The 22,390-nt window shown below is 56.4% G+C and carries 20 protein-coding genes and 2 pseudogenes; 6 read left to right on the top strand and 16 right to left on the bottom strand.

From position 1 onward, the window contains the following. Positions 1-421 (top strand): annotated as a pseudogene (locus HMPREF1024_RS10240) (HipA domain-containing protein); the annotation flags it as partial. A gap of 16 nt (positions 422-437) precedes the next feature. On the opposite strand, the gene HMPREF1024_RS10245 reads toward HMPREF1024_RS10240, so the two are convergent. The 5 genes and pseudogenes from HMPREF1024_RS10245 to HMPREF1024_RS10260 form a co-directional block, all read right to left on the bottom strand. Next, complete coding sequence (locus tag HMPREF1024_RS10245) at positions 438-1,730, bottom strand: glycoside hydrolase family 10 protein (RefSeq protein ID WP_009308877.1); 1,293 nt, start codon at positions 1,728-1,730, stop codon at positions 438-440. Between the two features lie 141 nt (positions 1,731-1,871). Beyond that, positions 1,872-2,876 carry a fimbrial protein gene (locus HMPREF1024_RS10250; RefSeq protein WP_009308876.1) on the bottom strand — a complete coding sequence of 335 codons (1,005 nt, stop codon included), beginning with the start codon at positions 2,874-2,876 and terminating at the stop codon, positions 1,872-1,874. Continuing rightward, positions 2,864-5,365 carry a fimbria/pilus outer membrane usher protein gene (locus HMPREF1024_RS10255; RefSeq protein ID WP_009308875.1) on the bottom strand — a complete coding sequence of 834 codons (2,502 nt, stop codon included), beginning with the start codon at positions 5,363-5,365 and terminating at the stop codon, positions 2,864-2,866. The genes HMPREF1024_RS10250 and HMPREF1024_RS10255 overlap by 13 nt, the downstream gene beginning before the upstream one ends. A 15-nt stretch (positions 5,366-5,380) precedes the next feature. After that, positions 5,381-6,078 (bottom strand): annotated as a pseudogene (locus HMPREF1024_RS0126780) (molecular chaperone). Between the two features lie 76 nt (positions 6,079-6,154). After that, the gene (locus HMPREF1024_RS10260) at positions 6,155-6,718 is read right to left on the bottom strand and encodes a fimbrial protein (RefSeq protein ID WP_004143457.1); all 564 of its coding nucleotides are present in this window, start codon (positions 6,716-6,718) and stop codon (positions 6,155-6,157) included. Positions 6,719-7,162: 444 nt separating this feature from the next. Between HMPREF1024_RS10260 and HMPREF1024_RS10265 the strand changes: the two genes are divergently transcribed. After that, entirely contained in the window at positions 7,163-7,450 is a 288-nt protein-coding gene (locus HMPREF1024_RS10265) for a hypothetical protein (protein ID WP_009308873.1), read from the top strand. A 227-nt stretch (positions 7,451-7,677) separates the two neighbouring features. Here HMPREF1024_RS10265 and map read toward each other — a convergent pair whose 3' ends face one another. From map to HMPREF1024_RS10280, 3 genes are all read right to left on the bottom strand, one after another. Then, entirely contained in the window at positions 7,678-8,460 is a 783-nt protein-coding gene (gene map / locus HMPREF1024_RS10270; protein ID WP_004179825.1) for a type I methionyl aminopeptidase, read from the bottom strand. Further along, the gene (locus HMPREF1024_RS10275; protein ID WP_002904808.1) at positions 8,441-8,659 is read right to left on the bottom strand and encodes a ParD-like family protein; all 219 of its coding nucleotides are present in this window, start codon (positions 8,657-8,659) and stop codon (positions 8,441-8,443) included. The genes map and HMPREF1024_RS10275 overlap by 20 nt, the downstream gene beginning before the upstream one ends. 289 nt (positions 8,660-8,948) lie before the next feature. Continuing rightward, positions 8,949-9,197 (bottom strand): hypothetical protein, encoded by a 249-nt coding sequence (locus HMPREF1024_RS10280; protein WP_002904810.1) that lies wholly within the window; start codon positions 9,195-9,197, stop codon positions 8,949-8,951. 296 nt (positions 9,198-9,493) lie between these two features. Here HMPREF1024_RS10280 and HMPREF1024_RS10285 point away from each other — a divergent pair, with 296 nt between their 5' ends. Next, positions 9,494-11,149, top strand: coding sequence for a bifunctional diguanylate cyclase/phosphodiesterase (locus HMPREF1024_RS10285; protein ID WP_009308872.1), 1,656 nt, complete (start codon positions 9,494-9,496; stop codon positions 11,147-11,149). Positions 11,150-11,182: 33 nt separating this feature from the next. Here HMPREF1024_RS10285 and iroE read toward each other — a convergent pair whose 3' ends face one another. The 7 genes from iroE to HMPREF1024_RS10320 form a co-directional block, all read right to left on the bottom strand. Beyond that, positions 11,183-12,118 (bottom strand): siderophore esterase IroE, encoded by a 936-nt coding sequence (iroE, locus tag HMPREF1024_RS10290; RefSeq protein WP_032451382.1) that lies wholly within the window; start codon positions 12,116-12,118, stop codon positions 11,183-11,185. Between the two features lie 187 nt (positions 12,119-12,305). Continuing rightward, positions 12,306-12,446 (bottom strand): hypothetical protein, encoded by a 141-nt coding sequence (locus HMPREF1024_RS31350; RefSeq protein ID WP_009308870.1) that lies wholly within the window; start codon positions 12,444-12,446, stop codon positions 12,306-12,308. Between the two features lie 24 nt (positions 12,447-12,470). Next, the gene (locus HMPREF1024_RS10300; protein WP_004179827.1) at positions 12,471-12,710 is read right to left on the bottom strand and encodes a hypothetical protein; all 240 of its coding nucleotides are present in this window, start codon (positions 12,708-12,710) and stop codon (positions 12,471-12,473) included. A gap of 416 nt (positions 12,711-13,126) precedes the next feature. Next, complete coding sequence (locus HMPREF1024_RS10305; RefSeq protein WP_002904819.1) at positions 13,127-13,570, bottom strand: PTS sugar transporter subunit IIA; 444 nt, start codon at positions 13,568-13,570, stop codon at positions 13,127-13,129. Further along, on the bottom strand, positions 13,560-15,005 hold the full coding sequence (locus HMPREF1024_RS10310; protein WP_009308869.1) for a sugar porter family MFS transporter: 1,446 nt from the start codon (positions 15,003-15,005) through the stop codon (positions 13,560-13,562). Before HMPREF1024_RS10310 ends, HMPREF1024_RS10305 begins: the two co-directional genes overlap by 11 nt. 745 nt (positions 15,006-15,750) lie before the next feature. Beyond that, entirely contained in the window at positions 15,751-17,079 is a 1,329-nt protein-coding gene (locus tag HMPREF1024_RS10315) for a 6-phospho-alpha-glucosidase (RefSeq protein ID WP_004151635.1), read from the bottom strand. An 11-nt stretch (positions 17,080-17,090) separates the two neighbouring features. Further along, positions 17,091-18,623 (bottom strand): PTS transporter subunit EIIC, encoded by a 1,533-nt coding sequence (locus tag HMPREF1024_RS10320; protein WP_009308868.1) that lies wholly within the window; start codon positions 18,621-18,623, stop codon positions 17,091-17,093. Between the two features lie 267 nt (positions 18,624-18,890). On the opposite strand from HMPREF1024_RS10320, the gene HMPREF1024_RS10325 reads away from it, so the two are divergent. Then, the gene (locus HMPREF1024_RS10325) at positions 18,891-19,589 is read left to right on the top strand and encodes a GntR family transcriptional regulator (protein WP_004891992.1); all 699 of its coding nucleotides are present in this window, start codon (positions 18,891-18,893) and stop codon (positions 19,587-19,589) included. 5 nt (positions 19,590-19,594) lie between these two features. On the opposite strand, the gene HMPREF1024_RS10330 is transcribed toward HMPREF1024_RS10325, so the two are convergent. Then, positions 19,595-20,338, bottom strand: coding sequence for a sulfite exporter TauE/SafE family protein (locus tag HMPREF1024_RS10330; protein ID WP_009308867.1), 744 nt, complete (start codon positions 20,336-20,338; stop codon positions 19,595-19,597). 111 nt (positions 20,339-20,449) lie between these two features. On the opposite strand from HMPREF1024_RS10330, the gene HMPREF1024_RS10335 reads away from it, so the two are divergent. Then, positions 20,450-21,334: a LysR family transcriptional regulator gene (locus HMPREF1024_RS10335; RefSeq protein ID WP_009308866.1), complete on the top strand. Its 885-nt coding sequence runs from the start codon at positions 20,450-20,452 to the stop codon at positions 21,332-21,334. A 111-nt stretch (positions 21,335-21,445) separates the two neighbouring features. Further along, positions 21,446-22,321, top strand: coding sequence for an NAD(P)-dependent oxidoreductase (locus tag HMPREF1024_RS10340; protein ID WP_009308865.1), 876 nt, complete (start codon positions 21,446-21,448; stop codon positions 22,319-22,321). The last annotated feature ends 69 nt before the right edge of the window (positions 22,322-22,390 follow it).

The raw sequence follows: 22,390 nt of genomic DNA, 5'->3' as shown, positions 1-22,390 counted from the left end.
CAGTGGCTGACGGGGGCGACGGACGGTCACGCAAAAAACTTACTCAATTTACCTGTTGCCCGGCGGCAGCTACCGCTTAACACCGTTCTACGACATTATTTCGGCGTTTCCGGTGCTGGGCGGCACGGGACTGCATCTGCGCGATCTGAAGCTGTCGATGGGGCTCAATGCCACAAAAGGGCGTAAAACAGAGATTAACGCCATCTATCCGCGTCATTTTCTGGCGACGGCCAAAGCGGTGAACTTTCCCCGGGAGCAGATGCTGGCGATCCTCCAGGAGTTTGCCGGGCATGTGCCGCAGGCAATCGAAAGCGCTCGCCGGACGCTGCCGGCGGACTTTTCCAGCCACGTCTGGCAGGCCATTACAGAGAACATGCTGAAGCTGCACGCCCGCCTGCAGCAAGGGCTGCAGGCGCTATAGCAGAGCCGGCTGGCGGCTAGCTCTGCGGCTGCCCCCAGCGGCTGCGCAAATAGTTAACCGCCTGCCGGGTTTGCGGCTGATTGAGGTTGTTTTCGCGGAACAGGATGGTGCCCTGGATCTGCGGCAGAGTCTCATTGAGATCGAGCTGCTTTTTCAGCTCCGGCACGCCGCCATCCACCGTCCAGTCAGGCTCGTTTTTGGACGGTTCACCCACCTTGTACAGCGCCACGCCGATATACAGCCGGGTATGCGTCGGTTTAACCACCTCGGCCCACCAGTTGGCCAGCACATCATAGCGCGCGGCATCGCGGGCAAACGGCCAGTAGATCTGCGGCGCGATGTAGTCGAGCAGTCCCTGCTGCACCCAGCTGCGGGTATCGGCATAGGATTCATCATAGGCGGCCGCGCCCCGGGTATCGGACCCCGCCGGATCGTGGGAGCGGTTGCGCCACACCCCGGCCGGGCTCACGCCAAACTCGACGTTCGGATTGAGCTTTTTGATGGTGGTGGAAACCTGGGCTATGAGCTGCTGGGTGTTATGCCGCCGCCAGTCGCCCTTCGAGGTATAGCCCTGCCCGTAACGGCGGAAAGTCTCGTTGTCGTTAAGCGGGGAAGAGGCGGTTTCGGTATAGAAATAGTCATCGAACTGCACGCCGTCAATCGGGTAGTTCTGCACCACTTCAGCGACGATGCTGGTGATCCAGTCACGCGCTTCGGGAATGCCCGGGTCGAGAACAAAGCGATCGCTGGCGGTGCGGATCCAGTTACGGTGCAGGACGAACACGCTGGCCGGTACCTGAGTAAGGGTGTTGTTCAGCTCGGCAATCGTCGACGGTTTGGTGTTGACCGAGACGCGGTAGGGATTAAACCACGCGTGAACCTTCATGCCGCGCTTGTGCGCTTCATCCAGCATAAACTGCAGCGGATCGTAGCCAGGGTATTCGCCGATTTTGCCGGTCAGCATATCGGACCACGGCAGAATATCCGACCGCCAGAGCGCCGTACCGTCCGGTTTCACCTGGAAAAAGACGGTGTTGATCCCCAGGCGCTGCAGGTTATCGAGTTTAGCGATCAGCGCCAGCTTCTGCTGCGTGATGCGGCTCTCCGGCGTGCTGGCGATAATCGACCCGACCGGCGGCCAGTCAAGGCGCGAAACGGTGGTGAGCCACACGCCGCGCACCGGCTCCCGGTGCGCCTGCCCGGCTTTGACGGCGGCAGCGTTCGGCGGCGTGACAAGGGATTTAGGGGCTTTACTGGTGCAGCTGAACAGCATGCCAGCGGCGATGAGCGCCGCGCCTGCCAGCGCCACTTTGCTGGCTAAGGGGAATCGACGAGAATGGCTGATGATGAACTCCCGTGTACTCAGATCGTCGCGTGTAGGCGCTATTCTCTTACGATTCGCCGGTCAGAGCAATTCCTTCATCCGCTTCATCCGTCGGTTCGCCATCGCCTAGTCATAATGCAAGGTATAGGTCGCGACGGCCGACACCTGACCGGCGGTGATCCGGGAACGTGTCTGGTAGTAGCGGGCAGTGAGCGGCAGGGTAAACCGGCCCGCGCTCGCGCTGCCCAGCGTCATCTCATGATTCAGTACGACCGGCTGACGATGGTAAAGCAACTGCACGCCAATACCCTGCGCCCGATCGTCGGTGGCGTCATTGCGCAGAACGCCATGCCCCCGGGCGGAGAAGGGCTCCGCGCCGTCAACTCGCAGGGAAACCGTGACCGCGCTGTTGCAATCCAGCTGCAGCGCGAAAGGGGTGTCGCCGGTGGTTTTGCCGACGCCGCCGAAGTGGTCAAGCATCGCCGCAGGGAGCTTAATCAGGGCTGGCGTGGCGTCATTCACTGAACATCCCGCGGTGCTGATCCTGCCGGTTAAGTCTAACGCGGCCAGCGGGGTATGCTCCGCCATTAAAAAGCGCTCGCTGTGATACTCAAGCTCGCCCGGCGTCGCCGCGGGACCGGTTTTAATGAGCTCAATCGTCAGGCGGAAATAGCCCAGTTTCCACACCGCATCGGGCAAGGCGGCGGGATTGTCCACCCGTTGGCTAAACGGCGAGGGCGTCGGCCGGTCAGGAAAGCCGCCATAGCCGCCGATAGCGCGCAGCGATACGCGAACGCCAATGCCGGCGAGGTTAGTTTGATAAACCGTCGGTCGCGTCACTCCCCCGGACAGCAGACTGTCCAGCAACAGCGGTGATAGCCCGTGCGGATCGTCCGCGCAGCGGATCCACTGTTCGCCGCCGTCGCTAAGGCGGTTCCAGGCGAAACTTTTATGATACAGCGGGGTGCCGGGTCTGGCGTCAGCCGGAACCGTGAGCTGCCCCACGTTCAGCCGAAGGGTGGAGGCCTGGCCGCGGACAAACACTGGCGTACAGGCCCATCCGCTGGCGGCCGGTAACAGAATAAATAACAGCGTCATGGCGACCCGACGCAGGAGAGTTAAAAAGGACATGATAACGTCTGCTGTAAAATGAGTGGATGGGGGGTCTGCGCCAGCGTCGGGGTGAGATCGTAGCGGGCGCTACAGCGCTGCTGAGGGCCCGGCCCCCATTGCGCATAAAGGATGCCTTTTGGCGCCAGGCCGGCCAGGTACACCTGACCCTCGCTGGCAACGATGCTGTTGGTGTCCTTAGCGCGTACTTCGCTGCCAAAGGGCAGCGGTTGTCCCCGCGACTGCAGCGTAAACAGCGCCTTATAGCCAACGTGGGTGTGAAAGCGCGCCAGAACCACCGCGTCTTTGGTAGGGACCAGCGTCACGGTGCTGTTGGCCAGATCCACATTCTCCGGCAGCGAATGGCTGTCGAGAGAGACGTCGTTGCGGTGATAGGCGGTGGCGAAGGGCAGCACGGCGTACCCGTCACCATTGGTGGCGATGGTTTTCTGGTTGGCGAGGGTCACACCGCCGGCGCCACCGGCGTCAATCAGGACGACAGCGCCATTCATTTCCGGCGTAAAGACTACCCCGTGGCGGTGAATCAGAATGCCCCCGCTGGCGCCGTAGTTCAGACGAGCGGCCTGCGAATCGTGGCTGTAGCCGAGATTCAGATCGCCCCTTCCACTGCTGTACCCGGCCGTCAGGCTGCCGCTGGACCCGTTTTGCCGATCGCGGGTTTGGCTGACGGCGTAGCTAAGCGCGTGATTGTCCAGCAATGTGCCGTTGAGGCTGACCATCTGACTGCCAACGCTGTGGCGGGAGGAGGTCAGGGTATAGCCGGCATAGCTCCCCGGCAGCAGGTGGCTCAACGGCACGGAAAGTGACAACGTCACCACTTTGTCGGAATGCGGCTCGTCATCCTCCTCGTCACCGTGGCTGCTGCGGGAGTCGCTGTAGCTGAGCGACCACGCGATACCGTGAACCTGGCTGCTGATCCCCATATTGGCGGTACGCTGTGAGGCGCCCCCTGACCAGTAGCTGTCCTGGTCGAGGCTCAGATAGAGGGTGATATCGTACGGCAGGCTCTGGCTGGCGGTGATTTGCAGGGTTGCTTTTTTGTTGTCGCTATCCTGCAGGTCGTCGTCGCTACCCGGGCTGGAAAACGCCTCGCTCAGCGTGGCATAGCGCTGATGCGAATAACGCCAGCCGGTGAAAGTCAACTGCGTGCCAAGACGATCAAAACCTTTGCTGTACTGGAGCTGCCAGGCCCGGCCATCGATCGGATCCTGCTGGTGCCGGTCGCGGGCGTTTAACTGCTGCAGCGAGAGCGCCCCGGCTTCTCCCAAACCCAGTCCTGCGCCGAGCGAGAGGTTATGGTATTGCGCCGCGCTCTGCAGTCCGCCAAACAGCGTCAGGTTATGGGCGAACCCGCGCATCAGCGACAGCTGCATCATCAACGGCCGCTGGCTGGCATCGTCGCTATGGTAGCGCCCGGCGACCAGGTTGTATTTCAGGCTGCCTTCGCGCTGCATGCTGGTCACCGAAGCATACGGCTGGGTGAAGCGGCGGATTTCGCCATCCGACTCTTTGACGGCAACCTCAAGATTGCCGCTGCTGGCGGTGGGATAAAGATCGTCAATCACGAACGCGCCGGGGGTGACGTAGGTTTGATACAGCACGTAGCCATTTTGCCGAACCGTGACCTGGGCGTTGGTTCTGGCAATCCCGCGGATGGTCGGGGCAAAACCTTTCTGCGAGTCCGGGAGCATTGCATCGCTGGAGGCGAGGGATATTCCCTGAAACTGTACCGCGTCAAACACATCGCCTGACGTGAAGGTATCCCCGAGGGTCAGTTCACTCTGCCAGCGCGTCAGGTCGCGCTCAAGCCAGGCGCCGCTGGTCGCCCACTGGGGCTTATCATCGCTGTTAGCGGTCAGGCTATTGCTGGCGCGCAGGCGCCAGGCGCCGACGTTCACGCCGCTTTTCAACATCAGATAGTTATCGCGCTCGGTGCTGCCCTCGCGGGTACGCTGGCTGGCGCCTGAATAACGATAGTTACTCTGAAAGGCGCTAATACCTTCGTCCCACAGCGCAGAGGGAATATTATCCCTCGCCCGGTGCGTCATCAGCGCCTGAGGAATGGTCATTACCAGCCGCTGATGAGCAAAATCGAAATTGACCGTGCTGCCCGGCAGCAGCGCGTTGAGTTCGGGGCATGAGCGGGGCGTTGCGCCGGGCGCCTGGGACAGCACGGCCGGGTTAACTCCGGCCTGCAGCAGATCTTCCGGCTTAAGGCAGGGCGTGAGCTGTCCGCGATCGTTCTGGCGAAACGTGACGGTCTTACGGGCGTCCAGCGTGACGCCGTTGACCTGCCAGCTCACCGGATAGGCGCCTGGCGGCTGGCCCGCCTGCTGATTGAAGCGTTGCAGATCCACTGCCGGCAAATGGTCGTTTTTCTCCAGCAGATCCATATTAAAGGTCGCCTGGGCGTGCAAGAGCGCGCTCTGTCCGCCCAGCAGGATGGAGAGGCTGACGACGGTAACGGTATGAGCCGGGCCGTGGCGCATCGCGACATCAGACGCTTAGTGCGCCGAAACGGGGGCGCTAAACGTCTGCACAGCGCCAAAGTCATCCAGAATGCGCCAGCTCACCTCGCGGGCGCAGGCCTCGCCGGGGAGGGAATACTCTTCACGGCTGTGAGGAGCAATCACGCTGCGCTCAAGCGGCGTTTTCTGGTTCTGGCCCGCGCAGGTGAGCGTGGTGATAGTCACATAATAGGGGGAGGCATTCTCCGCCTGCAGGTGGTTGCCGCTGACCCGCCAGCGCAGGTGCTGCGCCGCGTCGAGCGCCGAGCCAGGGAGCCCTGCCGGGCGATAAATGAGCTTCAGTTGATTCTTAATAGCAAATTGCAGAATGTTCTCGCCAGCCGGCGCGGTATTGGCGGGAATCACTTTGATATTCAGGGTGAACAAACTTTCCCGATCGTTTGGCAGTTGCGCCGAGGTTAATAACACGCGCAGATCGTTGCTGTCTCCGGCATCCAGACGGAACAATGGCGGGGTGACGATAAACGGTGATTTATTATTATCAGCCAGATCGTCTACCCAGCTCTGAATAAGCACCGGATCGTGAGGATTGGTGTTTTTTACCGTGATGTCTGCCTCATGGCTTTGTTCATTATAAATGACACGTGTGCCGGCAATGGCAACCCCGGCGGCAGACGCCAGGAACGGGCAAAAGAGAAGGACTCAGGATAAAAGACCGCTTTATAACACTGCATAATTGAGGATCCGGTCACGAGGAAGAGAATAAGGGCAGGAGGACGCTGCCCTTGGAAAAGTGGCAATCAGGACATTCTATTCGTACACAATATCAATATTGGCCGTGGCATTAATATTGCCGGCGGTGACATCCTGTGAGGAATCGCTCTTCAGATCGGCAATAAAGTTAAATGCAATATCACCGTTTTCGTCGGCTTGCGAAACCGCCGTTTTGCTCTGCTTGTCAAAGGTCAGCTGAGTGCCTTCCGTTGAGCCGTCAGGGGAAGAGAAGACTTCAATGCCCACCCCTTTGGCGGTATCTGCGGCGTCGGAGAGCGCCAGCACGGCGGCGCTGGTGCCGTTAGCGTTGGTGTCCGGAGTACCTTCCAGGCTGATACTGATGTTCTGCGCCAGTGGGCAACCGGTGAGGTTGATAGTGAACGGCGTTTCTGCGGTTTTCGCTTCATGGGATTTCAGCGCCGACATATCGACGTTGCCAAAATCGACATTAACATCGCCACCGTTATTGGCGATCTGGCAGGACTCGTTAATAATTTTACCGGTGAAATTCAGTGTACCCGCCGCGCGGGCGGTGGTCACAGTAGCCAGACTTAAGGCCAGCAGTGAACCAACAACCAGCAGGGTGCCTTTTTCTTTCATACTCAAACCTTATTAAATAATCACAAGTTAACAAAAGCATTTAACATTTTTAAAGCATGTTTTTTATTTCTGTTCACAAAAAACGGTAAGCATCGCTAATGTATATTACCGTCGGGGGCGGGATTATACGGAGAACATCGTAAAGGCCCATTGATAAGATGTGTTAAGCTGTAACATTATTTATTTTTTGGTGTAAGTATAATCTCATTAAATATTGAAAAGAGTCCCATACGTATAATGCATTATTTCCGGGAGATAACTGTTCTGAGCAAATTTTACGAAAAAGTTGTTGTTATTCCCGGCAGTTGACCGGGTGGCCCGGAATAATCATTTACGCTGCCGCTATTTTGCAGTAGCGTGGAGTGACGGCAGGAAGCCGCAGGTTGTAGGGCACAGAAACGATGCTGTGCCGCGCAGTGTCACCCGTTATCAAGGAAGATTGCTATGTCTCCATTCCGTCTCGCTCTGCTATGTCTGCGCCTGGCGCCGCTGGCGTCGTCTGCTGCGCTTTCCGGCCAGGTTCATTTTTCAGGACGGGTCATCAATCCGGCCTGTGTTATCGCCCCCCGGCACGATCGTATCGATGTCTCGTGCCAGCACCATTCACCGGAACAGGTCGCCTTGACAAACAACCGTCCTCGCTACGCCATGCCGGACAATCGTGGTGAGGTCAGTATTCACTGGCGAAATGCGCAGCATAGTGAAGCAGATGTCATTATTCGCTATCGCTAAGGCGGGATAAAGGCAATGAAGAGTAAGCTGATGCAAGGAGGTAAAGGATAAACCGTTGTGCGGTTTATGCGCGCATCAGCCATAACCAGCGGGCAGACGCGCGCGCAGAAAATCATTCATGAAAACAATTATTGCCGCCGCCCGGCGGCAGAATCAGGTGTCGTCTGGCGCCCAAGCGAGCTCCGGGATCGGAAAGCGGCCCACCGTCATAGAGAAAGGGAAGCAACTCAGCGGATCCGCGACTGTTCATCGTCGCGTAACGTCAGCACCTCAAAACCGTTGGCGGTGACGGCCACGGTGTGCTCCCATTGCGCGGAGAGTTTTTTATCGCGGGTAACCACCGTCCAGCCATCTTTTTTGGTTTTGATACGGCTGTCGCCCTGGTTGACCATCGGCTCAATGGTGAACACCATGCCTTCCTGCAGCACGGCGCCTTCTCCGGGGCGGCCGTAATGCAGCACCTGCGGTTCCTCATGCATTTCCTGACCGACGCCGTGACCGCAATATTCTCTGACCACGCTATAGCCATGTTCCTCCACCCAGCGCTGAATAGCGTGGCCAATATCGCCCAGCGTCGCGCCAGGCTTCACCACCTCAATACCTTTCCACATCGCTTCATAGGTAGTCTTTACCAGCCGGCGGGCCAGCGGGGAGACATCGCCTATCAGGTACATCTTACTGGAGTCGGCAATCATGCCCGCTTTCTCGAGGGTGATATCGACGTTAACAATCATCCCGGAGCGCAGATGTTCGGTCGCTTTGGGGATCCCGTGGCACACCACATCGTTAATGGAAGTGTTCAACACATAGGGAAAATCGTATTGCCCCTTGCTGGCCGGGCGGGCGTGCAGCTGGTTGACGATAAAATCTTCCACTCGATCGTTAATCGCCATCGTCGTTACGCCGGGAACGATAAAAGTATCCAGCATATCAAACACCGACGCCAGCAGCTGGCCGGCATGGCGCTGCCGGGCGAGTTCGTCGGCGGTTTTAATGATTATTGATGGCATTGATCACCTCCAGCAGACGGTCAGAGCCGGATTTCAGCATCAGCAGTTTGATCTGCTGGTGGTTAAGCTCAGGGTAGAGTTCGCTCATCATGCCCAGACGGATCCAGTATTCCGCCTGGGCATTGACGGAGCGGGACATGGCTTTGCTGGCATCACGAATATCATCGTGCAGCAGATCGGAGATTTTGACGATTCCCATAGATATATACCGTAATGATTCGTATATACATCGTATACAATCCAGCGCGGGATGTCCTTGGCATTTTGTGGCGTGGATGGCGAGCACCATGCAAAAAAGCCCGACCAGCGGGCTTATATTCAGCATTTTTTCGGGTTAAAAATTCGCGCTGTGCACCATGGCGAAAATTACCCATTAGATTATCGGTATGCAGAAAGAAAATAACATGATGGCGACGCATCAATATATTTTATGCAGGTGTTAATTTTGCGTATTAATATTCTCCCGTCAGGCCGGGAATCCGAAGGATTTACAGCGCGTCAGTGAGTTTATCCACCACCACTTTACCCGCATTATCGAACTGCGTAATGCGGAAACTGTCGCTCCAGGAGCGGCGGGTGGTGAAGCGGTCGAACAGGGATACCCGGCCTTTGCGCTGGCCATCTTTACTTAAAATAACCCATTCGGTCACCGAAGAATAATGCTGGCTATTGTCATGCCGACTCTGTTGTTCAACAAGCTGGTCTTCTTTTTCCACTTTTAAATAATCACGCAACATATTTAACCTCCATAGAAAGTATTATTAACATTACTCCTTTTATTTATTCTTTCAATCAAACTTTTTAATCAATAAAAGTAACTATTAGTGGGCGACCTAAGTGCAAAAATCGCGGGGAATATCACTCCTTCGGACGGCCTGGTCCACTACGCTTAACGAGAGCGTCCGCCGCGCCTTCTGCGGTGTCCGGGTCAGAAAGAGGCCAACAAAAGGCTATCTCCTTGTATTCTTAATAGGCGTAATTCTGCTATATCTAATGCGTTTTGCCACGACCGAGCCACAGAGAGCGCTGTACCATGAGTAACGATCACCTGACGGATATTGCCTATCGCCACTTTATTGAAAGCGTTAAAGATTATGCCATCTATATGCTGAGCGCCGACGGCACGGTCATTAGCTGGAATGAGGGCGCCCGCCGGGCAAAAGGGTACCTGAGCGACGAGATCATCGGTCGCTACTTCGGTCTCTTCTATAGCGAAGCTGAGCAACTCTCCGGTGTACCCGCAAAAAACCTGGAAATCGCCCTGCGTAGCGGGCAGTTTGAAGGGGAAGGCTGGCGGTATCGCAAAGACGGGTCCCGATTCTGGGCGCATGTCATGATCGATACCATCCGCGATGAGCAGAACACCCTGCTGGGTTTTGCCAAAATTACCCGCGACATTAGTGAACAGAAGGCGATTAACGACCGCATCGCCTGGATGGCGCGCTACGATGCGTTAACCGGTTTACCCAATCGGGTGGAGTTTTTTGAACGGGTGGAGAAGCTGATCACTGGAAATGATGCCCGCCGCTTTGCCATTTTCACGATCGATTTAGACAAATTTAAAGAGATTAACGATCTGCAGGGCCATCTGATTGGTGACCAGCAGCTGCAGCGCGTGGCGGGCGCCGTGCTCAAAACGCTGCAGAAGGAGGAGATGGTCGCCCGCTTCGGCGGCGATGAGTTTGTGGCCGTTAAACCTTTTTCCGATGAGGGGGAAGTGGATGCCTTTGCTGCGCGCCTGTGGCACTGCTTCAGCGGTAAGCAGACGTTTGCCGCGACGGAAGTGGTTCTCTCCGCCAGCATTGGCATCTCAGTCTACCCGGAGGACGGCACGGATATTAATACGATACTGAGCAATTCCGATCTGGCTATGTATCGGGCAAAAAGCAGCCTCGACCATAAGATTTGCTGGTATGAACGTGAAATGGATGACAAGACGCGGCAGCGTAATATGATGGCCGCCGATATCCGGCGCGGTATTCACGCCGGGGAGTTTTCGCTCCACTATCAGGCTATCCGCAACATCAAAGATCGTAGCATCACCGGTTACGAGGCGCTGCTGCGCTGGCAGCATCCGCAGCTGGGGACGATCCCGCCGGACGTGTTTATTCCCATCGCCGAAGAGAGCGGCGCCATCGTGCCCTTAGGTTACTGGGTGCTCGAGCAGGTGTGTAACGAATCGCTGGAAAATGGTTTGAACAGAAAAGTTTCGGTCAATATCTCTCCGGTGCAGTTGCGCCATCGTAGCTTTATCGAAAAAGTCCGCGAGATCCTGATGCGTACCGCCTACCCGGTCAGTCTGCTGGAGTTTGAGGTCACCGAAACGGCGTTTGTGATCAATAAACAGCTGGCGTTCAGCGTTCTGCATCATCTGCAAAAAATGGGGATCAGTATTGCGCTGGATGACTTTGGCACCGGTTACTCCTCCCTGAGCATGCTGCGCGATTTTCATTTCGACGTCATCAAACTCGACCGCAGCTTTATGACAGATGTGGAGAGCAACCCTCAGGTACGCTCATTCGTGCGAGCCATTATTTCGCTGGGCAATTCGATCAATACGCCGCTTATCGCCGAGGGGGTGGAAACGGCTGGACAACTGCAGATTCTCGAAGAGGAGGGATGTGACGAGATGCAGGGATTTCTGTTCGGCGAGCCGGTCGATATCAAACACCTGCCCGACCGGCGCTGATGCGCCCACCCTCCGCTGGTGGGCGTAAGGGCGTTATTGATGCGCAAGCGCTGCCTGCCCGGAAAGATGCAGCAGCGCCGAACGCAGCGAGACCTCGAACATCTGACCGTGCGTCAGGCCGGGGTAGCGCCAGAAGGCTACGGTCAACCCTTTACTGGCCAGCTGCTGTTGGGTTTGACGCAACACCTCAAGCGAGGCCTCGTGCCCGGACGGCTCTCCACGGGCTTTTCCATCACCCTCGAGTAGGTACAGCGATTTCCCGCGAAAGCGGACGGCATCAAGACTTTGGCTTGCCTGCAAAGGCGATTGCAGGGCCTGACCTAGCGACGGGCTGGCGGAATAGTAGATCCCGAACGGCGAAGCCTTCCTCCACGCGTCGAGCACAAACAATCCGCCGTAGGAGTGGCCCCAGATAGCGCGCTGGTGGGGATCTATTTTCAGGTTAGCTTCCGTCTGGGGAACCATCGTTTCGGTCAGCAGCTGGCGAAAAGCATCATTGCCGCCGGTTTTACGCGGCGGTAGCGCGGGTTTCCCGGCGCGAGGCTCATGCGTCTTTAGCGGTGGGGTGTAATCCCAGGCGCGGGCTGCGGTATCAAAGGGCAGCGCGGTCTGGTAGCCGATAGCGACGATCACCGGCGGGGAGCCGGCGAAGAGCTGCTGCAGAAACGCGTCGTCGAGTTTATCCATCACCGCGTTGCCATCCAACATATACAGTACCGGATAGCCGGCGGCGGGCGGGGTTTTGTCCGGCACTGCGGTCCATACCCGGTAGTGACGTTCGCCATCGGCAGAGTCATACTGGCGTTGCGTAAAGTGGTAAAACGCCGACCCTTTATCCGCAATGTTCGGCCCCAGCGGCTGAAGATCCGGCCGGGCAATACTGCCGCTGCTGTAGAAGAGTGCGCCAATCGCCAGCGTCAGCAGCCCGCTCGTACGACCTGTTGTGATGCTCCCTGAACTCAACTTCACCTCGTCTGTCCCCCTGTTTTGTTGCTTCTGGCGTTATTGTTGGGCTGACACGTTAGCACAGCTTTTATGATAATGGTTCTCATTTCTTTTTCTGGCGTTGCCACAAACTGTATGCTGGGGGAGCGGGTGACGGGATAAACGGAGATGACGAAGAGAAGGCCCCCTGTAGGCGGTCATAAAAGAAAATTCAGGAACGATGGTGAAGGTGACTCAACAGTTTTTTGACCAGCGGAGTGAGCGCAATAAACAGCAGCGCAATAATTACGATCAGCAAGAGCGTCAGCCCTTTATGGTGGCTGATAAGCACCAACAGCATCGCCAGCGTCATGGTATGATCCTTTAATAAATGGCGTTAACCACCGCCAAGGTGAATAAAATTCAACAGAATGGTCATGACCACCCAGGCCAGCAGCAGATAGCGTCGTTTATCGCGTCGAGCTTCCAGCGCAGCAAAATAGTTAGCGCTGTACCAGGTTGATATGATAATAGCCAGCGTGATGATGACCTGCCAGATCGCCTCGCTGAAACCGGTGACGATGCTTATGCCACGAAAGCAGAGGACAATCGCAATACCGTTAAACGCATTACACATCAGCCATCCCCACAGACTTGCGGGTCGGCTAAATAAATATCCCAATCGTAAAACCAATGTCGTATTCACCCTGCTAAAATAATCGCGCTGTAAAATGCATTTTAACGATCGAACAGGTATTGATATAAATCAAAACTAATGGAATACCGCAGGAATCACTGGCGTACGGTGCTAACAGCGCGAGCAATAAACCTGAGGGTCAGTAGCCCTGAAGAATATTTAACTCATTGTTTTAATGGGGTTTTAGTTATGAGATGCCTGCGCTAATGTGCGTACTTCAAGCAAGTAGCAATACGTTGGTTTCTCTGGTTATTATTGCCATTGAGGTTATAACGGGGAGAATCAGATTATTCGCCATGTTTGCTGGGCGAGGGGTGAAAATCCGACCGGGGCCAGAGCTCCGGTCGGTGTCATACTTAATGGGGCAAGGCGTTATGCTGCAGAATTTTCAGGAAATCATGTTTGTCAGAGATTAATGACAGTGCATTAGCGATCAGCTCATCGCTAAATATCGAGGCAATTTCCTTGAGTACGTCAATATGCTCTTTCTCTTTCGCGATCACGCCGATGGCAATAAACATTACATTGCTCCGATCCCAGATTACGCCATCAGGAAACTGATAGATCTCAATCCCGGTTTTAAGGATGATATCCGTCGCGGATTTCGGTAAATGCGGCAGGGTGATGCCATTGCCTAAAAAGGTCGAGACCTGATGTTCACGCTCCAGCAGAAAGTGGACACATTCCTGATTGACATAGCCTTTGGCTTTAAACTCCGCGCCGATCATGGCGATGACTTCCGCTTTATTACTGGCTTTGCAGCCAATATGCAGATTATCCAGCGTGATGTTATCGATCATAACCAACCTCCCTGGTGAGACGAGTGGATTTTTTTTCTTCATGGTTTGCTGACAGCTCTGCTTCTAACTGCTCAAGCGATTTATTGGAGGTCTCGGGCAGGGCAAAGACCACGAAAAGAATGGCTAAATAGTTAATGGCGGCGAAGATAAAGAAGACTGGCCCAAGGCCCAGTTTTGCCTGCAGCAGCGGGAACAGATAGCTGACCACCGCGTTCATGATCCACATGAAAAATACCGAGATCCCCATCGACAGTCCGCGGAATTTCAGCGGGAACAGTTCGGCTAATACCACCCAGGTAATAAAGCCCATGGAGCCCTGCATCACGCCGACGAACAGCGCGCCCAGCAGCCAGATGGAGGTAGCTTTCAGGTCACCCACCAGGGTGTAATCGACAGCGGCGATAATCAGATGCAGGGTTGCCATAATGGCGAAACCGTAGATGATGATTGTCTTACGTTTGAAGCGGTCGACAAGGAACAGCACCCCGATCAGCATACCGCCCACGGAGAAAACACCGTTCAGCACGTTGCAGATCAGCGAGGTTCGTTCGGAAAAACCGGCGGCACTCAGGATTTCCGTACCGTAATACATAATGACGTTAACGCCGGTGGTTTGCTGCAGTGCGGCCCAGGTAATGCCGACCAGCAAAATTTTGAGGATCCAGGGTGTTTTGACAATCGTCGCAAAGGTGCTCTGGGCGCTGTACTTATTACCAGCTTCAATTTTGATCAGGGTAGAGATGTCATCGTACTCCTTCTGCGCGCGTTCCGCCGGGCGGATTTGTTTGAGGATATGCAGCGCTTCATCATGACGATTTTTGCTGATCAGCCAGCGCGGGCTTTCCGGCGCGCGCCACATGCCAACGAACAGGCAGATGGCCGGAATCGCTTGTACCAGCAGCATATAGCGCCAGACGTCCGGCAGATGGCCCCAGATGATGCCAATGATCGCGTTGATGGCAAACGCCGCCAGCTGGCCAATGACGATGGCGACTTCATTCAGGCCGGTCAGCTTGCCGCGCATCTCGGTAGGCGCCACTTCTGAAATAAAAGTGGGGGCGGTGACCGAAGCGCCGCCGACGGCATAGCCCAGCAGGGCGCGGGCAATCAGCAGGGTAGTGATATCGGGGGCCGCGGCGGAAAGCAACGCGCCGATGAGAAAAACAAAGGAGAGAAAGAGTAAATATTTACGCCGGCCGAAGTAATCGGCAAATTTGCCGCCAAACACGCTGCCCAGCGCGGCGCCGACCAGCAGAACGCTCATTACCAGCCCTTCGGTGGTTGGGGTCAGCGCCATGTACTGCTTCAGTGAGGAAAAGGCGCCGTTGATAACGCCGGTGTCGTAACCGAAAAGCAGGCCGCCGAAGGTGGCCACTAAGGTGATCTGATGAAGTCGTTTTCTCTGTTGCTGGTTCAGGTTTGTTATAAATGACATGGTAGTCCCTTTATTTTGTTGAACGACACAAGATAAAAATACATCTCCCCAGTCAGGATTTATCACGCCTGTGTTGTCGTATCTAACTGAATTAAATGATTTTCTTCTTTGTGTAATTGCTCAGCACAAGGCAGGGTACGCTAAGCAATGGCGGTCAAAGAGGTTTACGGCTTGGTGTTGACATGGATGTAGTCGATATCCGTTCTCCTTTGCGGGTTAGCGGTCTTTAGTGCGTCAGTCGCGACGACATTTGCCGATGAACAGCGCTCTGGTGTGGCACGTTGCTGTCGCTCCGGCGATTTACCGTGGTAAGAATATGGCACAAAGAAATGGAATGAACATGCAACAAGATCACATTATGAAAATTTAATTTCAAATCAGTGTTGCAGAATGGTAAATGCATGAAGCCAATCACAAAGGCTAAAGAGAGTATATCCCCATGAAAAGCAGGTTAAATTTACAGTGAGGTAATAACGATGTTTTTTTCAGTGGGTTAATGTAAATCGAAGAATACTACGCAGATCACATTTTTACGCCATAATATTGAAGAATAGAATTTATATTTCATTGTCACGATCGGGGCAAAATGAAGATAGAGGCCTTTTACCTCCGGTCTGAAGGGGGAAATGAGCGATTCGCTTTGCCCACGGGGGCGGAGGTTAAGGATGAATGCATCACCGGGGGAAACACCGGGTAAAGATGCAGAGAAGGTGGATTCTCTGCATCTTACCCATCACGAAAAAGATCAGTGCAGAGCGGGCCAGTAGCCTTCGTTGGCGACGATCAGTTCATCGAGGATAGCTTTCGCCACCGAAGCGCTGGGCACCGTTTTCGACAGGGCGATGGCCTGCCACAGTTTCTGGTAACTGCCCTCAATCCAGGCGTCAACCACCAGTTTCTCAACCGCCACCTGCTGCTCCATCAACCCTTTCTGGAATGACGGGATTTTCCCCATCGCCAGCGGTTCCGGACCGTTGACGCCCACCAGGCAGGGGACTTCAACCATCGCCGTCTCATCGAAGTTGGCGATGGCTCCGTTGTTCTCGACGATCAACAGCATCCGCTCCTGGGTGTTAAAGGCGATGGCGCAGGCGAGGTCGACGATAAAGGTGGCATGGGCCCCGGCATGGAAATGCGCGCCTTCCGCCGTGCCGCGACGGGTGATCTCCCGGGCCATATCAAAGACCTCTTTTTCGCGTCCGGCCATCACCTCGTTGGCCCGCGTAAACTCCGGGTCGGAATGCGCCACTTCATAGTCCGGGTAAAGATAGTATTTCAGATAGGTGTTAGGCAGCGTCGTCGGATCGAGGGCAAACACATCCTTCACCTTTTTAAAGGTCTCGATCCAACTCGGCGCCTTATGCTGAAAGTCTTCTTTTGGGCTGCTGTATCCCTGCTCCGCCACGTGACGCTTCAGCGCCGGCATCAAATCGTTACCGGCTTTATCGGTGATGCTGGTCCACCAGCCGAAGTGGTTCAGGCCATAGTAACGAACGTTCAGCGCTTTGCGCGACGGCAGGCCGAGGATGTCGGCGAACAGACCCTCGATAGCCACCGGCATATCGCAGATGTTGATGATGCGCGCGTCGGGCCGCAGGCGACGGGTCGCTTCCGCGACGATAGCCGCCGGGTTGGAGTAGTTGAGCATCCAGGCCCCTGGTGCGTACTGCTGCATATAATCGACCAGCTCCAGCACCCCGGCAATCGAGCGCATACCGTAGGCAATCCCACCCGGACCACAGGTCTCCTGGCCCGGCACGCCATATTTCAGCGGGATCTTTTCATCCTTTTCCCGCATCTCATACAGGCCAACGCGAATATGCGCCATCACGAAATCGACGTCGGTAAAGGCCGCCTGCGGATCGGTGGTATAGCTGAACTTCACCTGTGGGAAGCGTTCAGCCACCAGGATGGCGCAGGCGTCGCCGATAGTCTTCTGACGCTGGTGATGGTTGTCGTACAGACGGATCTCCCGCAGGGGAAAGCGCGACATATTTTCCAGTAACATCATCACAATCCCAGGGGTATAAGTACTGCCGCCGCCGGCAATGGTGACCACAAAATTATCTTTCATTTACCACCTCGTTATTCAATAACACCCAGACTGGCGTTGACCGCCGTTCGAATTTTGTTAACTCCCAGGCCATAGATAACCTGGACATGGTTTCCTTTAATCAGCACGCTGCTCCCGCCGCTCTCTTTCAACAGCGTCTGCTGGATAAGGGCGGGGTCCCGCACATCAACCCGCAGACGGGTAAAACAGTTGCCCACCGCACAGACATTCTCTTTACCGCCCAGCCCGGCAATCACCAGCGCGCCTTTATCCCGATGCTCGCGATTAGCCTGTTGCGAATGTTCATCGTCGGCTGCGGTTTCGCGCCCCGGGGTGAGCAGCCGCAGACGGGTAATACAGAAGGTGCCGACCAGGTACATGGTCGCGGTTTCCAGCAGGCCGACGGCGACAAACAGCGGCCAGCGCGTCACGCTGGCGCCTGCCGGGAGGTTATAGACGACGAAATCGATAAGGCCGTTGGTGGCGCAGACCCTGACGTGAAGCAGCCAGGCCAGCATCTGGAAAAAACCGTCCAGCAGGGAGTAGATAAGCCACAGCAGCGGGGCGGTGAAGATAAAGAGAAATTCAAAAGGTTCGGTGATCCCCACCAGGACGGAGGTAACAATCAAGGGGATCAGCGTGACTTTCAGCCGCTGCTTATTCTCCGGTTTCGCTGTGCGGTAGAAGGCGAGCGCCATACCGGCGGTGCCAAAGATCTTCACCATGCCATAGGTGAGAAAACGGGCGGAATCACTCAGCGCGCCAATGGGATGGCGGGCGATTTCGGCAAGAAAAATGGGCTTGGCACCCATTACCGTCTGACCATCAACCAGCAACTGACCACCGATAGAAGTAAACACAAACGGCGACCAGATCAGATGATGCAGCCCGGTCGGGATCAGGAACCGGTTGAGAAAGCCGTACAGGAAGACCCCGATGGCGCCAAAGGATTTCATAAAGCCGGTTAACGCTGAGATGCCCAGCTCCACCATCGGCCAGAGATAGACGGTGGCGATGGCGAACAGGCCAACCAGCGGCAGCATCACGAGCAGCACCAGCTTGCTGTTGCCGTAGATCGACAGCGCGCCGCGAAACTCAATACCGACCACACGATTGTGGACAAAGGCGACGGCGCAGCCGAGGATGATACCGAGGAACACGCCCATATCGATAACCTGAAAACCGAAGATAAAGGTTTGTCCGCTGCCGTACAGTTGCGCGTTAGTGGCCCCGGTCGCCAGGCGATGGGTCAGGGTCAGCCAGCTGTTGTTCGCCGCCAGGTAGATAAGCCAGGTCATCGCCGCCACGAAGGTCGCTTCAGCCTTGCGGGTTTTCGCGAGGCCGCTGGCCAGCCCCAGGCAGAACAGAAACCCAAGCTGGTTCATCAGCGCCCAGAGCATACTGGAGACAAATTTCCCCACCAGGTAGAGCCCGCTGCTTTCATCCACCCACAGCCGGTTGGTCGTCATGCTGAACAGGGCGATCAACAGGCCGATAGCTGGCAGATACAGCACCGGCCCGATCATCGCCTTGGAAAAGTCCTGAAGCTTTTTCACTCCAATCATGGTTGTCCTCTCGTCTTTGCAGACCGCTGTCATCACCTGATGAATAGGCTTATCAGACTAGGAGCAGACCACCGGGAACCCGAGCAGGAAAAGGGCCATCTGTGACGAAAGTCATATATATTGTTGCTGGACAGATATATAAATATGGCGTGATTTATAGATGTGTCATTGTTGATTTTTTCGCTGAAAGATAAAAATAATCATTTAATTACATGAAGTTATTCATGTATACCGTTGACTGGCGCCACTCCATCGAGACATCTAAAAGTGATTTATAAAAAGATTGCCACTGAACTGAAGGCCCGCATCAACAGCGACGACTATGCCGTCGGCGATATGCTGCCCAGCGAAAAAGCGCTCGCCGCGGAGCTGAAGGTCTCGGTGATGACGCTGCGCAAAGCGCTGGCGCTACTGGAGGAAGAAAAGCTGATCGCGCGGCGGCACGGCAGCGGAACCTGCATTGTGCGTAAAAGTAACTATCATGGCGGGGAACTGGAGGGCTTTAACTACCAGATGCAGGTGGTGGGCGTCACCAACTACCGTAACAAAGTTATTGAATTTACGCTGCTTGATGCCCCGCCAGCCATTGCCCAGCAGTTAAAGATCCAGCCGGGGGAGAAAGTGTATTACGTCAGACGGCTGCGGCTGATCGATGAGGTCCCAATCCTGGTGGAAAACAGCTATATCCCCTTCGCCACCTTCCCCTGGCTCAGCGTGGGTAACCTCGAGCAGTCTAAGTTCAACTATTTTAAAAAAGAGTGCCATATCACCATCATCGAGAGCCACCGCAGCTATACCCCGGTGCTGGCGACCCGTGAGCAGGCGGAGCTGCTGCAGGTGGCGCCAAACAGCCTCCTGCTGCGGGTGCAGTCGATCAGCTACGCCCAGAACCGGGCGATCGTCGATTTCTCAGAGATCTACCAGAACACCAGTAAGTACAATGTGAAGCACATTACCCGCCGCTAGAGGATTCAGACCAGCCATCCCCGGGCGATCAGCTCTATCCCCAGCGCCAGCAGGAACAACAGAAAGCCCTGACGAAAGCGCTGCGGGCTGAGACGCGAGCGGATCCGCTGTCCCAGCCACATGCCGAGCAGCGCCGGCAACAGCGCCAGCGCCGACAATAGCCATGCATCATCATGCCAGCCATCGTGCAGGGCGAGGCCAGCCGCCAACGCCAGAGTGGAAAGGGTGAACGACAACCCCAGGGCCTGCACCAGCTCGTCGCGACGAAAGCCCAGCGCCTGTAGCCAGGGAACGGCCGGAATAACAAATACCCCGGTCGCCCCGGTGATAACGCCGGTCAGCCCGCCCATGAGCGGCGACAGCCACTTCTCCACGCGGCCGGAAACCTGAAACACCGGACTGCAGAGCGCATACCCGGCATAGACTATCAATGCGGCGCCAAGCGCCAGCGCCGACCACCGAGGATTGAGGCCGATCAGCAGTGAGGACCCGGCCAACGTGCCAATAATAATCCCGGTCATCATAAGCCAGAGACGGCGTACAATCTGCGCCAGCGCCGGGCCTGCCAGTAACTGCCAGAGATTGGTGAGCAGCGAGGGAAGCACCAGCAGCGCCGCTGCGGCCTGCGGCGGCATCAGCAGGCCAAGCAGGCCCATCGCCACGGTGGGCAATCCCATGCCGGTCACCCCTTTGCCCAGCCCGGCGGCAATAAAGATCAACAGGAAAGAGATCGTGTGTAAATCGAACATTATGGCTCACTTTTCAGGGTAGAAAGGGGCATTGAAACAGCTGGTCGTGAGGGCCACAATGCGGTATGTTGGCCATAGACTACGGAAAAACCGAAGGGAAAGGAGGGCCTGATGCGACTGGATCTGGCCGATCTGCGGCTATTTATCGCCATCGTGGATACCGGCAGTATCACCGGCGGAGCGGCGAATGCCCATCTGGCCCTGGCGTCCGCCAGTGAGAGGCTGCGCAAGATGGAGGCCGAGATCGGCGTGCCGCTGTTGCACCGTCATGCCCGCGGGGTGACGATGACAGAGGCCGGGGAGGTACTGGCGCGCCATGCCCGCCCGCTTCTTGCGCAGCAGCAGCGTCTGCGCCAGGCGATGCACGCCTTCGCCTGCGGTCAGCGGGGGACGCTGCGCCTGTTCGCCAACACCTCGGCGATGTCGGCCTTTCTGCCGGGGAAGCTCGCCGCCTGGATGGCAGCGCACCCGGCGGTGCAGATCGAAACCGAAGAACGCACCAGCGCGGATATCGTCAGCTGTATCCTGGCGGGCGTGGCGCAGGCCGGAGTGGTGTCCGATGCGGTCGACCCCGGGCCGCTGCGCCTCGATCCCGTCGCTGACGACCCGCTGGTGCTGATCGTGCCGCCAGCTCACCCTCTGGCCGAAAAAGAGGAAGTGGCGTTTGCGGCGGTGCTCAACGAGCCGTTGGTCGCCCTCTATCAGACCAGTGCGCTACAGCAGCATATCGAACAGCACGCAGCTGAACTCGGCCAGGCGCTAAACGTTCGGGTCAGGATGAGCCATTTTGCAGGGCTTTGCGAGATGGTGGCGCACGGCGCCGGCGGGGCGATCCTGCCGCGCGTTATTGCCGAGCGTTACCGGCAGCGCTATTCGTTTGCCGTCATCGGGTTACAGGACCGCTGGGCGCAGCGCCGTTTGTGCCTGTGCTACCAGGATGACGCCAGCCTGTCGCCAGCGATGTGCCGCTTACTGGAATGGCTTCGTCAGCCTTGAGAATATCAGTGACAGTGTCACTTTTCATGCCCGTTATTGCTACTGACATCCGTGCCAGAGATGCGATAGTAGAGGTCCGCTTTTATTAAGACGCGAATCAGGACAGACAAGATGAGTACATTACCAAAGGTCGCGGTGCTGGGACTCGGCGCCATGGGACACGCTTTTGCCAGTAACCTGCTGAAAAACGGCTTTACCGTTGCCGGCTGGAACCGTTCGCCAGCCCGCGGCGAAGATTTACAGGCGCATGGGTTATCTCTGCACGCCACGCCGCAGCAGGCGGTGGCCGATGCCGAGGTGATCATCAGTATGCTCGCCGACGGCGAGGCCACCCTCGAGGTACTGGCGCAAATCGCGCCCGCCTGTCAGCCGCAGGCGATCTATTGCCAGATGGGCACCATTGGCCTGCCGGAGACCCGGCAGGCCATCGCGTTGTTGCGGGAACTTCAGCCAGCGATGACCTATATCGATGCCCCGGTGTCGGGGACCAAAGCCCCAGCGGAGAAGGCACAGATCCTGGTGCTCGCCAGCGGAGATCGGGAAAAGGGCGCCGCTGCCGAACCGGTGTTTGCGGCTATCTCCCGCGGGACGCAGTGGTTTGGCGAGGCGGGCAATAGCCACAAAATGAAGCTGGTCCTCAATGCCTGGCTGATTTCGATGATGCAGGGCATCGCGGAGAGCGCCCAGCTGGCGAAGACGCTGGGCTTCACCCCCGACCAGCTGTGGAGCGCCCTGGAAGGCGGCCCGCTGGCGGCGCCCTATGTCAAAGTGAAACTGGACGCCATCGCCAGCGAGCAGTTTACCCCGCAGATGCAGCTGGCGCATGCCCTGAAAGATGCCCGGCTGGCGCTTTCCCTGGCCGAGCCGCACACCATGCCGGGGCTGGAAAACATCGCCGAACTGTGGCAGCAGGCGGCGGACGCGGGATATGCCGGAGAGGATTTGTCTGCGGTATATCAGTGGCTGTCGCCGTCGTCAAAAGCGTAATTTCCTACCCACGCCAGGAAAGAAGTGGCCATGGTGGCCACTTATCCTGGCGGATGGGGCATCAATTCG

This window comes from Klebsiella sp. 4_1_44FAA (genome assembly GCF_000238715.1).
Lineage (GTDB): Bacteria > Pseudomonadota > Gammaproteobacteria > Enterobacterales > Enterobacteriaceae > Klebsiella > Klebsiella pneumoniae.
The sequence above is the reverse complement of the archived record's forward strand: the minus strand, read 5'-3'. Positions and strand labels throughout refer to the sequence as shown.

Coding starts and splice junctions, on each gene's coding strand:
- HMPREF1024_RS10250 (WP_009308876.1), bottom strand. CDS start 2,876: ATGTCCTTTTTAACTCTCCTGCGTCGGGTCGCCATGACGCTGTTATTT.
- HMPREF1024_RS10255 (WP_009308875.1), bottom strand. CDS start 5,365: ATGCGCCACGGCCCGGCTCATACCGTTACCGTCGTCAGCCTCTCCATC.
- HMPREF1024_RS10260 (WP_004143457.1), bottom strand. CDS start 6,718: ATGAAAGAAAAAGGCACCCTGCTGGTTGTTGGTTCACTGCTGGCCTTA.
- HMPREF1024_RS10265 (WP_009308873.1), top strand. CDS start 7,163: ATGTCTCCATTCCGTCTCGCTCTGCTATGTCTGCGCCTGGCGCCGCTG.
- map (WP_004179825.1), bottom strand. CDS start 8,460: ATGCCATCAATAATCATTAAAACCGCCGACGAACTCGCCCGGCAGCGC.
- HMPREF1024_RS10275 (WP_002904808.1), bottom strand. CDS start 8,659: ATGGGAATCGTCAAAATCTCCGATCTGCTGCACGATGATATTCGTGAT.
- HMPREF1024_RS10280 (WP_002904810.1), bottom strand. CDS start 9,197: ATGTTGCGTGATTATTTAAAAGTGGAAAAAGAAGACCAGCTTGTTGAA.
- HMPREF1024_RS10285 (WP_009308872.1), top strand. CDS start 9,494: ATGAGTAACGATCACCTGACGGATATTGCCTATCGCCACTTTATTGAA.
- HMPREF1024_RS31350 (WP_009308870.1), bottom strand. CDS start 12,446: ATGACGCTGGCGATGCTGTTGGTGCTTATCAGCCACCATAAAGGGCTG.
- HMPREF1024_RS10300 (WP_004179827.1), bottom strand. CDS start 12,710: ATGTGTAATGCGTTTAACGGTATTGCGATTGTCCTCTGCTTTCGTGGC.
- HMPREF1024_RS10305 (WP_002904819.1), bottom strand. CDS start 13,570: ATGATCGATAACATCACGCTGGATAATCTGCATATTGGCTGCAAAGCC.
- HMPREF1024_RS10310 (WP_009308869.1), bottom strand. CDS start 15,005: ATGTCATTTATAACAAACCTGAACCAGCAACAGAGAAAACGACTTCAT.
- HMPREF1024_RS10315 (WP_004151635.1), bottom strand. CDS start 17,079: ATGAAAGATAATTTTGTGGTCACCATTGCCGGCGGCGGCAGTACTTAT.
- HMPREF1024_RS10320 (WP_009308868.1), bottom strand. CDS start 18,623: ATGATTGGAGTGAAAAAGCTTCAGGACTTTTCCAAGGCGATGATCGGG.
- HMPREF1024_RS10330 (WP_009308867.1), bottom strand. CDS start 20,338: ATGTTCGATTTACACACGATCTCTTTCCTGTTGATCTTTATTGCCGCC.
- HMPREF1024_RS10335 (WP_009308866.1), top strand. CDS start 20,450: ATGCGACTGGATCTGGCCGATCTGCGGCTATTTATCGCCATCGTGGAT.
- HMPREF1024_RS10340 (WP_009308865.1), top strand. CDS start 21,446: ATGAGTACATTACCAAAGGTCGCGGTGCTGGGACTCGGCGCCATGGGA.